The organism is Dactylosporangium sp. NPDC006015 (assembly GCF_040614215.1).
GTDB classification, from domain to species: domain Bacteria; phylum Actinomycetota; class Actinomycetes; order Mycobacteriales; family Micromonosporaceae; genus Dactylosporangium; species Dactylosporangium maewongense.
In genome coordinates this window covers 80188-94205 of sequence record NZ_JBEXUD010000005.1, presented here as the reverse complement: position 1 = coordinate 94205, position 14018 = coordinate 80188, and the positions used below count along the sequence as shown (strand labels likewise).

Below are 14018 nucleotides of genomic sequence, written 5' to 3'. Positions count from 1 at the left end.
TGGCGCTCACTTCTTGCCTGCCTTTCCAGCCTTACGGCGGATGACCTCGCCCTGGTACTTCACGCCCTTGCCCTTGTACGGCTCCGGCGGACGGATCTTGCGGATGTTGGCGGCGACCTCGCCCACCTGCTGCTTGTCGATGCCGGCGATGTGGAACAGCGTCGGCCGCTCGACGGTGAACGTGATGCCCGCGGGGGGCGTCACGAGCACGGGGTGGGAGAACCCGAGCGCGAACTCCAGGTCGGCGCCCTTCGCGGTGACGCGGTAACCGGTGCCGGCGATCTCGAGGCTCTTGCGGTAGCCCTCGGTCACGCCGATGACCATGTTCGCGATGAGCGTGCGGGTCAGGCCGTGCAGCTCCTTGGCCTTGCGCTCGTCATTGGGGCGCACGACGCTGAAGGAGCCGTCCTCGGCCTTCTCCAGCGTGATGGGCTCGGCGATCGTGTGGTTCAGCTCGCCCTTGGGTCCCTTGACGGTGACGACCTGACCGTCGACCCGCAGGTCAACGCCGGCGGGCACCGCGATGGGCTTACGTCCGATTCGAGACATTGAAGGCTCTCCCTTACCAGACGTAGGCGAGGACTTCCCCGCCCACCCCTCGCTTGCGGGCCTGCCGGTCGGTGAGCAGCCCTTGGGACGTCGAGATGATGGCCACACCGAGGCCACCGAGCACGCGCGGCATCTCCACCGACTTCGCGTACACCCGGAGACCGGGCTTCGAGACGCGGCGGATGCCGGCGAGGCTGCGCTCACGGCTCTGGCCGTACTTGAGTTCAACGATCAGCGTCTTGCCGACCTTGCCCTCGTCCGGCTCCTGAACCTGCCACGAGGACACGTAGCCCTCGGACTTGAGCACCTCGGCGATGTTCGCCTTGATCTTCGAGTAGGGCATCGACACCCGGTCGTGGTACGCCTGGTTGGCGTTGCGCAGACGCGTCAGCATGTCTGCGATCGGGTCGGTCATGGTCATTGCTTTGTCAGCCTTTCTCGCCGCGGTTCCTCGCCGCTGTGGGCGGGCCTACGGCGAAGGAGGTTTACCAGGAGGCCTTGGAGACGCCGGGCAGCTCGCCGCGGTGCGCCATCTCACGGATGCACACGCGGCACAGCCCGAACTTCCGGTACACGGCCTTGGGCCGGCCGCAGCGCTGGCAGCGGGTGTAAGCGCGGACCGCGAACTTGGGCTTCGCGGCGGCCTTGAGGATGAGGGCCTTCTTCGCCATTGGTCAGTTCTCCCTAGTTCTCACGGAAGGGGAAGCCGAGCAGCTTGAGCAGCGCGCGACCTTCCTCGTCCGTGCGAGCGGTGGTGACCACGGTGATGTCCATCCCTCGCGGCCGGTCGATGCGGTCCTGGTCGATCTCGTGGAACACCGACTGCTCGGTGAGACCGAAGGTGTAGTTGCCGTTGCCGTCGAGCTTGCGCCCGTCGAGACCGCGGAAGTCGCGGATACGCGGCAATGCGATCGACAGCAGCCGGTCGAGGAACTCCCACATCCGGTCGTTGCGGAGGGTGACCTTCGCGCCGATCGGCATGCCCTCACGCAGCTTGAACTGCGCGATGGACTTGGTGGCGCGACGGATCTGCGGCTTCTGGCCGGTGATCGTGGCCAGGTCGCGGACCGCGCCGTCGATCAGCTTCGAGTCGCGGGCCGCCTCGCCGACACCCATGTTGACGACGACCTTGACGACGCCCGGGATCTGCATCACGTTGGCGTACTTGAACTGCTCCTGCAGCTTGCCGGCGATCTCGTCGCGGTAGCGCTGCTTGAGGCGCGGGTTCACCTTGTCGACCGTCGTCATCACAGATCCTTACCGGAGCGACGCGACGTGCGGGTCTTGACGCCGTCCTCGTCGATGCGGGCACCGACGCGGGTCGGCTTGTTGTCCGAGTCGATCACCATCACGTTGGACACGTGGATGGCGGCTTCCTGGGTCACGATGCCACCGGTCTTCGAACCACGCTGGGTGGTGCGGATCCGGGTGTGCTTCTTGACGCGGTTCACGCCCTCGACGATGACCTTGTCCTCGCGCGGGAGGGCGGTGAGGACCTTGCCTCGGGTGCCCTTGTCCTTGCCCGCGATGACCAGGACGGTGTCGCCCTTTTTGACCTTCATGGTTACAACACCTCCGGCGCGAGCGAGATGATCTTCATGAAACGCTTGTCCCGGAGCTCACGCCCGACCGGGCCGAAGATGCGGGTACCACGGGGGTCACCGCCGTCCTTGATGATCACGGCGGCGTTCTCGTCGAACCGGATGTAGGACCCGTCCGGCCGGCGCCGTTCCTTGGTGGTCCGGACGACGACGGCCTTGACCACGTCGCCCTTCTTCACGCCGGCGCCCGGGATGGCGTCCTTCACGGTGGCCACGATGATGTCGCCGATGCCTGCATAGCGGCGACCCGAGCCACCGAGCACACGGATGCACAGGATCTCCCGGGCACCCGTGTTGTCGGCGACGCGCAGCCGCGACTCCTGCTGAATCACGCTTGTCTCCTAATGTCTGCCAGTTCTCGGCACCGGCGCTTCGAGGGCCGGTGCCGAGCTTGGCGGAACGACGGCCTTACTTGGCCTTTTCGAGGATCTCCACGACCCGCCAGCGCTTGGTGGCGGACAGCGGCCGGGTCTCCATGAGCAGCACCCGGTCGCCGATACCACACGCGTTCTGCTCGTCGTGCGCCTTGAGCTTGTTGGTGCGGCGCATGACCTTGCCGTACAGCGGGTGCTTGACCTGGTCCTCGACCGCCACGACGACGGTCTTGTTCATCTTGTCGCTGACCACGAGGCCCTCGCGGACCTTGCGGCGGCCGCGCACCTCGGTGCTCTCGGTCGTCTGCTCGCTCATGCTCATGCCACCTCAGCCACAGCGTCGGGCGCGGCTGAGAGACCCAGCTCACGCTCGCGCATGATCGTGTAGATCCGGGCGATGTCCTTGCGGATGATCTGCAACCGCCCGTGGTTGTCCAGCTGGCCGGTGGCCGACTGGACGCGGAGGTTGAACAGCTCCGCCTTCGCTTCCCGGAGCTTCTCGACCAGACTCTCGTCGGACAGCTCGCGCAGCTCGGTCGCCTTGATTCCGGCGGCCATCAGACATCAGCCCCTTCACGCGTGACGATCCGGCACTTCAACGGAAGCTTGTGGATCGCGCGGCGCATTGCCTCGCGGGCGATCTGCTCGTTCGGGAACGACATCTCGAACAGGATCCGGCCCGGCTTGATGTTGGCCACCCACCACTCGGGGGAGCCCTTGCCGGAACCCATGCGGGTCTCGGCCGGCTTCTTGGTGATGGAGCGGTCCGGGAAGATCGTGATCCAGACCTTGCCGCCACGACGGATGTGCCGGGTCATGGCGATACGGGCCGCCTCGATCTGGCGGTTCGTGATGTACGCGGGCTCGAGGGCCTGGATACCGAACTCACCGAAGACCACGCGGGTGCCGCCCTTGGCCGGACCGTGACGGTCCGGGTGGTGCGGCTTGCGGAAGCCCTTCGGGGGCTTACGAGGGATCAGCATTCGTCAGCCCTCCTGAGGCGTCTCTGCCGGAGCGGACTCCGCCGGGGCCGCGTCGGGCGTCACCTCGGCGGCCTGCGCCGCAGCGGCGGCCCGGCCGGCCTCGGTGCCACCGGCGGTCGTGCCGGAGGAGCCGGAGCGCCCGCGACGCGGCCGCTCGGGCCGGTCGGTGCGCTCGCGACGGCCACCGCGCGGAGCGGCGGCCTCGGCCGGCGCCTCGCGACCCGGGACGGCGTCGCCCTTGTAGATCCAGACCTTCACGCCGATGCGGCCGAAGGTGGTACGGGCCTCGAAGAAGCCGTACTCGATGTTGGCCCGCAGCGAGTGCAGCGGAACACGACCCTCACGGTAGAACTCCGTGCGGCTCATCTCGGCGCCGCCGAGGCGGCCGGAGACCTGCACCCGGATGCCCTTGACGAGCGTGTTCTTCATCGCGGACTGCATCGCCTTGCGCATCGCACGGCGGAAGCTGACCCGGCTGGACAGCTGCTCGGCCACGCCCTGCGCGACGAGCTGCGCGTCCGACTCGGGGCTCTTCACCTCAAGGATGTTGAGCTGCACCTGCTTGCCGGTCAGCTTCTCGAGCTCGTTGCGGATGCGGTCGGCCTCGGCGCCTTTGCGGCCGATGACGATGCCCGGGCGGGCCGTGTGGATGTCCACGCGGACCCGGTCGCGGGTGCGCTCGATGTCGACCTTGGCGATGCCGGCGCGCTCAAGGCCCTTGGACATCATCCGACGGATCTTGACGTCCTCGGCGATGTAGTCCTTGTAGAGCTTGTCGGCGTACCAGCGGGACTTCCAGTCGGTGCTGATGCCGAGCCGGAACCCGTGCGGGTGAACCTTCTGACCCATTACTCGGTCCCTTCCTCGGCGTCAGCCTTCGGCGTCGCCTTCGTGGCCTTCTTCGCCGGAGCGGCCTTCTTCGCCACGGGCGCCTCGACCTCGTCGGTCTCGTCGGTCTCCGGCGTCACGGCCTTCGCCGCCTTGGTCGCCTTCGCCACGCCGGCCTTGGCCGCGCGGGCCTGGGCGGCGGGGACACTCTCGACCACGATGGTGATGTGGCTGGTCCGCTTGCGGATCCGGTACGCGCGACCCTGCGCCCGCGGACGGAACCGCTTGAGCGTCGGGCCCTCGTCGACGTACGCCTCGGCGACCAGGAGCGAGTCCGGGTCGAGCCGCTCGTTGTTCTCTGCGTTGGCGATGGCGCTCGCCAGCACCTTGTAGACCGGCTCGCTCGCCGACTGCGGGGCGAACTGCAGCACCGTCAGTGCGTCGCGCGCGGGCAGGCCGCGGACGAGGTTCACCACCCGGCGGGCCTTCATGGGCGACACGCGCACATGGCGCGCGATCGCCCGGGCACCGGGCAGCGCCGCCGCTGCTTTCGTTGGCATTGGGAAATCCCCTTTAGTTGGCTGCCTTAGCGGCGGCGGCTCTTCCGGTCGTCCTTCTCGTGACCCTTGAACGTGCGGGTCAGCGCGAACTCGCCGAGCTTGTGCCCGACCATCGCCTCCGTCACGAAGACGGGAACGTGCTTACGCCCGTCGTGGACGGCGATCGTGTGCCCGAGCATGTCGGGGATGATCGTCGACCGGCGCGACCAGGTCTTGATGACGTTCTTGGAGTTCTTGGCGTTCTGGACTTCCACCTTCTTGATGAGGTGGTCGTCGACGAACGGGCCCTTCTTGAGGCTGCGAGGCATTGCTCAGGCTCCTTAGCCGCGCTTCCGGGTGGCGTAACGCCTACGGACGATGAGTCGGTCGCTCGGCTGGCCCTTGCGCCGCGTGCGGCCCTCCGGCTTGCCCTTCGGGTTGACCGGGTGGCGACCACCCGAGGTCTTACCCTCACCACCACCGTGCGGGTGGTCGATGGGGTTCATGGCGACACCACGGACGGTCGGGCGCTTGCCCTTCCAGCGCATGCGGCCGGCCTTGCCCCAGTTGATGTTCGACTGGTCGGCGTTGCCGATCTCGCCGACGGTCGCCCGGCAGGTGACCTCGACGCGCCGGATCTCGCCGGACGGCATGCGCAGCGTCGCGTACTGGCCCTCACGGCCCAGCAGCTGGATGCCCACGCCGGCCGAGCGGGCCAGCTTCGCGCCGCCGCCCGGGCGCAGCTCCACCGCGTGCACGGTGGTGCCGACCGGGATGTTGCGCAGCGGGAGGTTGTTGCCCGGCTTGATGTCGGCGCCGGCCCCGGCCTCGACGCGGTCGCCCTGCTTCAGGTCCTTCGGCGCGATGATGTACCGCTTCTCGCCGTCGGCGTAGTGCAGCAGCGCGATGCGCGCGGTGCGGTTGGGGTCGTACTCGATGTGCGCGACCTTGGCGGGGATGCCGTCCTTGTCCGCCCGGCGGAAGTCGATCAGCCGGTACTGACGCTTGTGGCCGCCGCCCTGGTGGCGCGCGGTGACGCGGCCGTGGACGTTGCGTCCGCCCTTGCTGGGCAGCGGAACGAGGAGCGACTTCTCGGGCGTCGATCGGGTGATCTCGGCGAAGTCGGCGACGCTCGAACCACGACGACCCGGGGTCGTCGGCTTGTATTTACGGATAGCCATCGTCTATACCCCTCAGCTGACCGGTCCGCCGAAGGCTTCGATCCGGTCACCGTCGGCGAGCTTGACCATCGCCCGCTTCGTGTCCTTGCGCTTGCCCCAGCCAGTGCGGGTCCGCTTGCGCTTGCCTTCGCGGTTGATGGTGTTGACCGACAGGACGCGGACGTTGAAGATCTGCTGAATCGCGATCTTGATCTCGGTCTTGTTCGCGTCCGGGTGCACCAGGAACGTGTACCAGTTGCGGTTGAGCTCGCTGTAGCTCTTCTCAGAGACCACCGGCTGGATGATCACGTCGCGTGGATCGGCGATCGTCGCCATGATCAGGCCTCCTCGGTGGTCTCGGCGGCGTCGGCAGCGCCGGCGGCCGGCACGCCGAGGAACTCGTCCAGCGCCGCGGTCGTGAAGATGACCTGGTCGGCGAGGAGCACGTCGTGCGTGTTGAGCTGGTCGGCGACCAGGAGGTGCACCGACTGCTCGTTGCGCAGGCTCAGCCAGTTGGCCTCGTCGTCGCGCGGGAGGACCACGAGGACCCGGCGCGCGTCGGTGATGCCGCGCAGCACCTTCAGGGCGTCCTTGGTCTTCGGGGTGTCGCCGCTGATGAAGTTCTCCACGACGTGGATGCGACCCTCGCGGGCCCGGTCGGAGAGCGCGCCACGCAGGGCGGCGGCCTTCATCTTCTTGTTCACCCGCTGGGTGTAGTCACGCGGCACGGGGCCGTGCGTGACGCCACCGCCGGTGAACTGCGGCGCGCGGATCGAGCCCTGGCGGGCACGGCCGGTGCCCTTCTGCTTGTAGGGCTTCTTGCCGCCGCCGGACACCTCCCCGCGGGTCTTGACCTTGTGCGTGCCCTGGCGGGCCGCGGCGAGCTGCGCGACGACGACCTGGTGCAGCAGCGGGATGCTGGCCTGCGCGTCGAAGATGTCGTCCGGCAGCTCGACGGTGCCGTTGGTGGCGCCGTCTGCCGTCTTGATGTCAACGGTGGTCACTTGGTGATCCCACCTTTCTGCGCCTTCACCGCAACCTTGGCGGCGCTCCGCAGCAGCACGAGGCTGCCCTTCGGACCGGGGACCGCACCCTTGATGAGGATCAGGCCCTGCTCCAGCTCGACCGCCTGGACGGTCAGGTTCTGCACGGTGAAGCGCGCCCCACCCATGCGACCGGCCATCTTCACGCCCTTGAAGACGCGACCCGGGGTCGCGCAGGCGCCGATGGAGCCGGGCGAGCGGTGCTTGCGCTCGACACCGTGGCTCGCGCGGAGGCCGTGGAAGCCGTGCCGCTTCATGACACCGGCGTAGCCCTTGCCCTTGGTCCGGCCGGTGACGTCGATCCGCTGGCCGGCGGCGAAGAGGTCCGCGGTGATCTCCTGGCCGAGCGAGTATTCGCCGGCGTCGCTGGTCCGCAGCTCGACGACGTGCCGACGGGGAGCGACGTCCGCCTTGGCGAAGTGGCCCGACCGCGGCTTGTTGACCTTGCGCGGGTCGATCTGGCCCCACGCGAGCTGGACCGCGGAGTAGCCGTCGTTGTCAGCCGTGCGCACCTGGGTCACGACGCACGGGCCGGCCTGCACCACAGTCACCGGGACGACCTTGCCGTTGTCCCAGATCTGGGTCATGCCGAGCTTCTCACCCAGGATGCCCTTGACTTGCCTGTCCATAAGTCCGGTCCCTACAGCTTGATCTCGATGTCGACACCAGCCGGCAGGTCGAGCCGCATGAGCGAGTCAACCGTCTTCGGGGTCGGGTCGATGATGTCGATCAGACGCTTGTGCGTGCGCATCTCGAAGTGCTCGCGCGAGTCCTTGTACTTGTGCGGCGAGCGGATCACGCAGTAGCGGTTGATCTCAGTGGGCAGCGGCACCGGCCCAGCGACCTGAGCCCCGGTGCGCGTGACCGTCTCGACGATCTTCCGCGCCGAGGAGTCGACGACCTCGTGGTCGTAGGCCTTGAGCCGGATGCGGATCTTCTGTCCCGCCATGGTGGCTTCAGTTCCCTCTCTCATGCGAGGTCTCTCGACCTCGCGGAACCCCGAAGGGTCCGGTGCCGCCTATTTGGTTTGTCCGACCCCCGCGGTCGGGCGTGTCGCGGCCAAGGGCCAGGCTCCGCCGCCGACGTCCTTCGCAGGACCGCTGGTGGCTCAGGAGACCTACCCCAGGGCGTGCCACGCCCGGTTCGCGGAGGTGAGCGCCAGCCGCTTGGACTGACGCCGCGCGGAAGCGGTCGAGACTTCTCAGAGCTGCCGATATGGCGTGACAGCTGGATATAGAGCAGTCTCGACCGCCCCGCGACGCAACCCGACCATTATGCCGCATGACTTGCGACAAAGTGAAATCGGGGTGCTTCAGGTCCTTACTTGAGGATCTTCGTCACACGGCCGGCGCCGACGGTGCGGCCACCCTCGCGGATCGCGAAGCGGAGGTTCTCCTCCATGGCGATCGGCTGGATGAGCTGCACGGTCATGCCGGTGTTGTCGCCGGGCATGACCATCTCGGTGCCCTCGGGCAGCGTGACGACGCCGGTGACGTCCGTGGTGCGGAAGTAGAACTGCGGACGGTAGTTCTGGAAGAACGGGGTGTGCCGGCCACCCTCCTCCTTGGAGAGGATGTAGACGGTCGCCTCGAACTCGGTGTGCGGGGTGTTGCTACCCGGCTTCACCACGACCATGCCGCGCTCGACGTCCTCGCGCTTGATACCACGCAGGAGCAGGCCGACGTTCTCACCGGCGCGCGCCTCGTCGAGGATCTTGCGGAACATCTCGATGGCGGTGCAGGTGGTCTTCATCGACTTGGCCTTGATGCCGACGATCTCGACTTCCTCGTTCGGCTTGAGGATGCCACGCTCGACACGACCGGTGACGACGGTGCCACGACCGGTGATCGTGAAGACGTCCTCGACGGGCATGAGGAACGGCTTCTCGGTCTCACGCTCGGGCTGCGGGATCGCGCTGTCCACGGCGCCCATGAGCTCCATGAGGGCGTCCGACCACTTCGGGTCGCCCTCGAGGGCCTTCAGGGCCGAGACGCGCACGACCGGCGCGTCGTCGCCGGGGAACTCCTGGCTCGACAGGAGCTCACGGACCTCGAGCTCGACGAGCTCCAGGAGCTCCTCGTCCTCGACCATGTCGCTCTTGTTCAGCGCCACCACGATGTAGGGGACGCCGACCTGGCGGGCCAGCAGCACGTGCTCGCGGGTCTGCGGCATCGGGCCGTCGGTCGCCGCGACCACCAGGATCGCGCCGTCCATCTGCGCGGCACCGGTGATCATGTTCTTGATGTAGTCGGCGTGGCCCGGGCAGTCAACGTGGGCGTAGTGCCGGGCTTCGGTCTGGTACTCGACGTGCGCGATCGAGATCGTGATGCCGCGGGCCTTCTCCTCCGGCGCCTTGTCGATCTCGTCGAACGGGGTGTAGGGGTTCACGTCCGGCATGCGGTCGTGGAGCACCTTGGTAATGGCCGCCGTCAGCGTCGTCTTCCCGTGGTCGATGTGACCGATGGTGCCGATGTTGACGTGCGGCTTAGTCCGCTCGAACTTCGCCTTCGCCACTGGTGTCCTCCTGTGGACTTCTGGTTCGCGGTGCGTCGACGCCTGAAGCGTCGACGCACCCTGTCGACTTGGGTCTGGCGGCTGAAGCCTTCAGGCCCGCTGATGCAGCCTCGCGGCCGCGGACCGGGAACTACTCCCCGGTCGCCTTCGCGATGATCTCCTTGGCGACGTTCGCGGGAACCTCGGCGTAGGAGTCGAACTGCATCGAGTAGCTCGCCCGGCCCTGGGTCTTCGACCGCAGGTCGCCGACGTAGCCGAACATCTCCGACAACGGCACCGTGGCGCGGACGACACGGGCACCGCCGCGCTCCTCCATCGCCTGGATGGTGCCACGCCGGGAGTTGAGGTCGCCGATCACGTCACCCATGTTCTCTTCCGGGGTGGTGACCTCGACGGCCATCAACGGCTCGAGGAGAGCGGGGGTAGCCTTGCGGGCCGCCTCCTTCATCACCATCGAACCAGCGATCTTGAACGCCATTTCCGACGAGTCGACCTCGTGGTACTGCCCGTCGAGCAGCGTCAGCTTCACGCCCACCATCGGGTAGCCCGCGAGCACGCCGTACTGCATCGCGTCCTGGGCGCCGGCGTCGACCGAAGGGATGAACTCCTTCGGGATGCGACCGCCCGAGACCGCGTTGACGAACTCGTACGTCGGGCCGTCCGCCGTCACCTCGAGCGGCTCGAGCTTGACGATGACCTTCGCGTACTGACCCGAGCCACCGGTCTGCTTCTTGTGCACATAGTCGATCTTGTCGACGATGCCCTTGATGGTCTCGCGGTAGGCCACCTGCGGCTTGCCGATGTTGGCCTCGACGCTGAACTCGCGGCGCATCCGGTCGACCAGGATGTCCAGGTGCAGCTCGCCCATGCCGGCGATGATGGTCTGCCCGGTCTCCTCGTCGTTCTTGACGCGGAAGGTCGGGTCCTCCTCGGCCAGCCGCTGGATGGCGGTGCCCAGCTTCTCCTGGTCGGCCTTGCTCTTCGGCTCGATGGCGACCTGGATGACCGGCTCCGGGAAGGTCATCGACTCGAGGATGACCGGGTGGGCCGGGTCGCAGAGGGTGTCACCCGTGGTGGTCTGCTTGAGACCCTGCACGGCGATGATGTCACCCGCCTGAGCGCTTGGGCGCTCCTCACGCTTGTTCGCGTGCATCTGGTAGATCTTGCCGATCCGCTCCTTGCGGTCCTTGGTGGAGTTGACCACCTGGGAGCCGGACTCGAGCGTGCCGGAGTAGATGCGCACGTAGGTGAGCTTGCCGAGGTGCTTGTCCGTCTGGATCTTGAAGGCCAGGCCGGAGAACGGCTCGCTGTTGGACGGCTTGCGCAGCAGCGGCGTCTCGCCGTCGGTCGCCACGCCCTCGACGGCCGGGATGTCCAGCGGCGACGGCAGGAACTCCACGACGGCGTCGAGCATGGGCTGGACGCCCTTGTTCTTGAACGCCGAACCGCAGACGACCGGGTTGAGCTTGCCGGCGATGGTCGCCCGGCGGATCGCGGCCTTGAGCTCCTTGACGTCGAACGTCTCACCGTCCAGGTAGCGGACCATGATGTCGTCGTCGGTCTCGGACAGCGTCTCCAGGAGCTTGTCCCGGTACTCGTTGGCCTGGTCGACGAGATCCGCGGGGATCTCCTCGATGGCGTAGTCGTCACCCTTCTGGGTCTCGCCGCGCCACGTCAGCGCGCGCATCTCCAGCAGGTCGACGACGCCGATGTGGTCGCCTTCCAGACCGATCGGGATCTGCAGCACCAGCGGGGTCGCGTTGAGCCGGTCGACCATCATCTGCACGCAGCGGAAGAAGTCGGCACCGGTGCGGTCCAGCTTGTTGACGAAGCACATACGCGGGACGTTGTACTTGTCGGCCTGCCGCCAGACGTTCTCGGTCTGCGGCTCCACGCCGGCGACGCCGTCGTAGACCGCCACGGCACCGTCCAGGACCCGCAGCGACCGCTCGACCTCGACCGTGAAGTCGACGTGGCCGGGCGTGTCGATGATCTGGATGACGTGGCCCTTCCACTCGCACTTCGTGGCGGCGGAGGTGATGGTGATGCCCCGCTCCTGCTCCTGCTCCATCCAGTCCATGACGGCTGCGCCCTCGTGGACCTCACCGATCTTGTACGTGATGCCGGTGTAGAAGAGGATGCGCTCGGTCGTCGTCGTCTTACCGGCGTCGATGTGCGCCATGATGCCGATATTGCGGACCTTGGCGAGGGCAGCGTCTACGGCAGCCACTTCGAATCCCTACTTCGCTCTCGTCGGATTGCTTGGTAAAGCGTCGCTTACCAGCGGTAGTGCGCGAAGGCCTTGTTGGACTCCGCCATCTTGTGGGTGTCCTCGCGGCGCTTCACCGAAGCACCGAGCCCGTTGCTGGCGTCGAGCAGCTCGTTCATGAGCCGCTCCACCATGGTCTTCTCACGACGGGCGCGCGAGTAGGTGACCAGCCAGCGCAGGCCCAACGTCGTCGCCCGGGGAGGGCGCACCTCGACCGGCACCTGGTAGGTCGCGCCACCGACGCGGCGGCTGCGGACCTCGAGGGTCGGCTTGACGTTGTCCATCGCGCGCTTCAGCGTGACGACGGGGTCCGTGCCCGACTTCTCCCGGCAACCCTCGAGAGCGCTGTAGACAACGCGCTCGGCGAGCTGACGCTTGCCCTCGACCAGGATCTTGTTGATCAGCTGGGTGACGAGCAGGGAGTTGTAGACCGGGTCCGCCACCAGGGGCCGGCGCGGCGCGGGGCCTTTACGCGGCATGTCAGCTCTTCTCCTTCTTCGCGCCGTACCGGCTGCGAGCCTGCTTGCGGTTGCGGACACCCTGGGTGTCCAGCGAACCACGAATGATCTTGTACCGGACGCCGGGGAGGTCCTTCACACGGCCACCACGGACCAGCACGATCGAGTGCTCCTGAAGGTTGTGACCGACACCGGGGATGTAGGCCGTCACCTCGATACCGTTGCTCAGTCGCACGCGGGCCACCTTGCGCAGGGCCGAGTTCGGCTTCTTCGGCGTGGTGGTGTACACACGCGTGCAGACGCCACGCCGCTGCGGGCTGCCCTTGAGCGCCGGCGTCTTGGTCTTGCTCAGCTTCGCCTGGCGGCCCTTGCGGACCAGCTGCTGGATCGTAGGCACTGGGCCTGTCTCCCTTCGGCCTCGCGGCCGCACGTCTTCTTCTTCGCTGTCTCCACGGCGTGACCGGCACCCGCGGTCGGGCGTGTCGCCCGCCGCGCGAACCCGGTCCAAGAAGTGCCAACCGGGTTTCGCGGTTTGCGTCCACCCTCAACCCGCGGAGGCGGGCCGTTGTGGACGCACGCACGAGTTGCCCGGCAAAGCCGGGCACGAGGGGAAAGAGTACCCACCGTGAGGACGCTGGTCAAAATCGACGGCTCGGCCCCATGACGGAACACTCTTCACACCAAGAGTACCTGGTGTCTGATCCGTCCGTCCCGGGGGTCGCGTTCTCGGCGTCAGGGCCGGTCAGCGGCGCTCTCGCGGGCGCTCACGGGCTCTCATGGGCTCTCATGGGCTCTCATGGGCTCGTAGAGGTGGCCGCGGCCACAAAGGCCAGCAACAGGGACAGCACGCCGACGCCCGCGCCGGTGGAGCCCAGCACCACCCCGGTGATCGCCATCCCGCGGCCGCTGACCAGCCGGCCCGCCTGGCGGACCTGGCGCATGCCGAAGACGCCGAGGCCGATCGCGCCGAGGCCGAGAAACACGGCCAGCACGGTGAACGCGCCGCCGGCGAGCGGGCCCCACCCCTCGGGCGCGCCGAGCAGGCCGAGGCAGCCCACGAACAGGCCGACGAAGACCGATGCGATGCCGGCGACGAGGCTGCCGATGGCGGGGCCGCTCGGGGTCGCCTGAACGAGGGGGTAGGCCACCCCGAAGGGGGTCCCCTGGACGACGTCGATCCGCATGCCCTGCTGCGCGACGGGCTGGGCCGGCTGCTGGTGCTGGTAGGGCTGGTGGGGCTGGTGGGGCTGGTAGGGCTGCTGGGGCTGGTGGGGCGGCTGGTGCTGGTAGGGGTAGGTCACGTCAGTTCACCAGCGGGTCGAAGTCCGTGCCGCGGCCCCGGGCATAGGCCAGCAGGCCCAGGATCGCCAGGACGACCAGCGTGGCGATCGACAGCACGATGCCGGTCCAGGCGAGCCGCACGCCGTTGCGGAGCCTCCTGGCGCCCAGCAGGAAGCCCTCCGCGGCCACCAGCTCGCGGTGCGACTGCCGGGCCATCATCAGCGCCAGGGTCGCCGGGATCGCCCCGCCGAGGAACGGCCCGGTCACCACCGACAGCAGGCCCAGCCCGAACACGGCCGAGGCCTTGGTGGCGCGGACCGGGTCGGGGTCGAGCGGATGGCGCGTCGAGGACGTCACCACCCGAGCCTATCCGGTCCACGGGAAGAGGGCGGGGCCCCGTGGGGTCCCCGCCCTCTTCG

Annotated in this window: 22 protein-coding genes and 1 pseudogene; all 23 read right to left on the bottom strand. The window is 67.8% G+C overall.

Going from position 1 to position 14018, the window contains the following annotated elements:
* Positions 1–6 precede the first annotated feature (6 nt).
* On the bottom strand, positions 7–549 hold the full coding sequence (gene rplF, locus ABZ321_RS11085; protein WP_344501829.1) for a 50S ribosomal protein L6: 543 nt from the start codon (positions 547–549) through the stop codon (positions 7–9).
* A 13-nt stretch (positions 550–562) separates the two neighbouring features.
* Complete coding sequence (rpsH, locus tag ABZ321_RS11080) at positions 563–970, bottom strand: 30S ribosomal protein S8 (RefSeq protein WP_344501830.1); 408 nt, start codon at positions 968–970, stop codon at positions 563–565.
* A 64-nt stretch (positions 971–1034) separates the two neighbouring features.
* Positions 1035–1220 (bottom strand): type Z 30S ribosomal protein S14, encoded by a 186-nt coding sequence (locus ABZ321_RS11075; protein WP_033342853.1) that lies wholly within the window; start codon positions 1218–1220, stop codon positions 1035–1037.
* Between the two features lie 13 nt (positions 1221–1233).
* On the bottom strand, positions 1234–1797 hold the full coding sequence (gene rplE, locus ABZ321_RS11070) for a 50S ribosomal protein L5 (RefSeq protein WP_344501831.1): 564 nt from the start codon (positions 1795–1797) through the stop codon (positions 1234–1236).
* Entirely contained in the window at positions 1797–2111 is a 315-nt protein-coding gene (rplX, locus tag ABZ321_RS11065) for a 50S ribosomal protein L24 (RefSeq protein WP_033357656.1), read from the bottom strand. The genes rplE and rplX overlap by 1 nt, the downstream gene beginning before the upstream one ends.
* 2 nt (positions 2112–2113) lie before the next feature.
* Positions 2114–2482 carry a 50S ribosomal protein L14 gene (gene rplN / locus ABZ321_RS11060; RefSeq protein WP_033357657.1) on the bottom strand — a complete coding sequence of 123 codons (369 nt, stop codon included), beginning with the start codon at positions 2480–2482 and terminating at the stop codon, positions 2114–2116.
* A 76-nt stretch (positions 2483–2558) separates the two neighbouring features.
* Positions 2559–2840 (bottom strand): 30S ribosomal protein S17, encoded by a 282-nt coding sequence (gene rpsQ / locus ABZ321_RS11055; protein ID WP_033357658.1) that lies wholly within the window; start codon positions 2838–2840, stop codon positions 2559–2561.
* Between the two features lie 2 nt (positions 2841–2842).
* The gene (rpmC, locus tag ABZ321_RS11050; RefSeq protein WP_344501832.1) at positions 2843–3082 is read right to left on the bottom strand and encodes a 50S ribosomal protein L29; all 240 of its coding nucleotides are present in this window, start codon (positions 3080–3082) and stop codon (positions 2843–2845) included.
* Positions 3082–3507 (bottom strand): 50S ribosomal protein L16, encoded by a 426-nt coding sequence (gene rplP / locus ABZ321_RS11045; protein WP_190249381.1) that lies wholly within the window; start codon positions 3505–3507, stop codon positions 3082–3084. The genes rpmC and rplP overlap by 1 nt, the downstream gene beginning before the upstream one ends.
* Before the next feature lie 3 nt (positions 3508–3510).
* A complete protein-coding gene (gene rpsC / locus ABZ321_RS11040; protein WP_344501833.1) occupies positions 3511–4356 on the bottom strand; it encodes a 30S ribosomal protein S3 in 846 nt (281 codons plus the stop codon).
* A 173-nt stretch (positions 4357–4529) separates the two neighbouring features.
* Positions 4530–4895: pseudogene (rplV, locus tag ABZ321_RS11035) on the bottom strand (50S ribosomal protein L22); the annotation flags it as partial.
* A gap of 26 nt (positions 4896–4921) precedes the next feature.
* On the bottom strand, positions 4922–5203 hold the full coding sequence (gene rpsS, locus ABZ321_RS11030; RefSeq protein WP_203845081.1) for a 30S ribosomal protein S19: 282 nt from the start codon (positions 5201–5203) through the stop codon (positions 4922–4924).
* 12 nt (positions 5204–5215) lie between these two features.
* Positions 5216–6055 carry a 50S ribosomal protein L2 gene (rplB, locus tag ABZ321_RS11025; RefSeq protein WP_344501834.1) on the bottom strand — a complete coding sequence of 280 codons (840 nt, stop codon included), beginning with the start codon at positions 6053–6055 and terminating at the stop codon, positions 5216–5218.
* Positions 6056–6067: 12 nt separating this feature from the next.
* Positions 6068–6370, bottom strand: coding sequence for a 50S ribosomal protein L23 (gene rplW, locus ABZ321_RS11020; RefSeq protein WP_203845079.1), 303 nt, complete (start codon positions 6368–6370; stop codon positions 6068–6070).
* A gap of 2 nt (positions 6371–6372) precedes the next feature.
* Complete coding sequence (gene rplD, locus ABZ321_RS11015; protein ID WP_354890827.1) at positions 6373–7038, bottom strand: 50S ribosomal protein L4; 666 nt, start codon at positions 7036–7038, stop codon at positions 6373–6375.
* Positions 7035–7706 (bottom strand): 50S ribosomal protein L3, encoded by a 672-nt coding sequence (gene rplC, locus ABZ321_RS11010; RefSeq protein ID WP_344501836.1) that lies wholly within the window; start codon positions 7704–7706, stop codon positions 7035–7037. The genes rplD and rplC overlap by 4 nt, the downstream gene beginning before the upstream one ends.
* A gap of 11 nt (positions 7707–7717) precedes the next feature.
* Positions 7718–8026, bottom strand: coding sequence for a 30S ribosomal protein S10 (gene rpsJ / locus ABZ321_RS11005; protein ID WP_018347762.1), 309 nt, complete (start codon positions 8024–8026; stop codon positions 7718–7720).
* Positions 8027–8397: 371 nt separating this feature from the next.
* Positions 8398–9591 (bottom strand): elongation factor Tu, encoded by a 1194-nt coding sequence (tuf, locus tag ABZ321_RS11000; protein WP_344501837.1) that lies wholly within the window; start codon positions 9589–9591, stop codon positions 8398–8400.
* A 130-nt stretch (positions 9592–9721) separates the two neighbouring features.
* Complete coding sequence (gene fusA / locus ABZ321_RS10995; RefSeq protein WP_344501838.1) at positions 9722–11821, bottom strand: elongation factor G; 2100 nt, start codon at positions 11819–11821, stop codon at positions 9722–9724.
* A 47-nt stretch (positions 11822–11868) separates the two neighbouring features.
* Complete coding sequence (gene rpsG / locus ABZ321_RS10990) at positions 11869–12339, bottom strand: 30S ribosomal protein S7 (RefSeq protein WP_033357670.1); 471 nt, start codon at positions 12337–12339, stop codon at positions 11869–11871.
* A gap of 1 nt (position 12340) precedes the next feature.
* A complete protein-coding gene (rpsL, locus tag ABZ321_RS10985; RefSeq protein ID WP_033357671.1) occupies positions 12341–12715 on the bottom strand; it encodes a 30S ribosomal protein S12 in 375 nt (124 codons plus the stop codon).
* 397 nt (positions 12716–13112) lie between these two features.
* Complete coding sequence (locus tag ABZ321_RS10980; protein WP_354890826.1) at positions 13113–13619, bottom strand: hypothetical protein; 507 nt, start codon at positions 13617–13619, stop codon at positions 13113–13115.
* Position 13620: 1 nt separating this feature from the next.
* Entirely contained in the window at positions 13621–13956 is a 336-nt protein-coding gene (locus ABZ321_RS10975; protein WP_344501840.1) for a hypothetical protein, read from the bottom strand.
* Between the last annotated feature and the right edge of the window lie 62 nt (positions 13957–14018).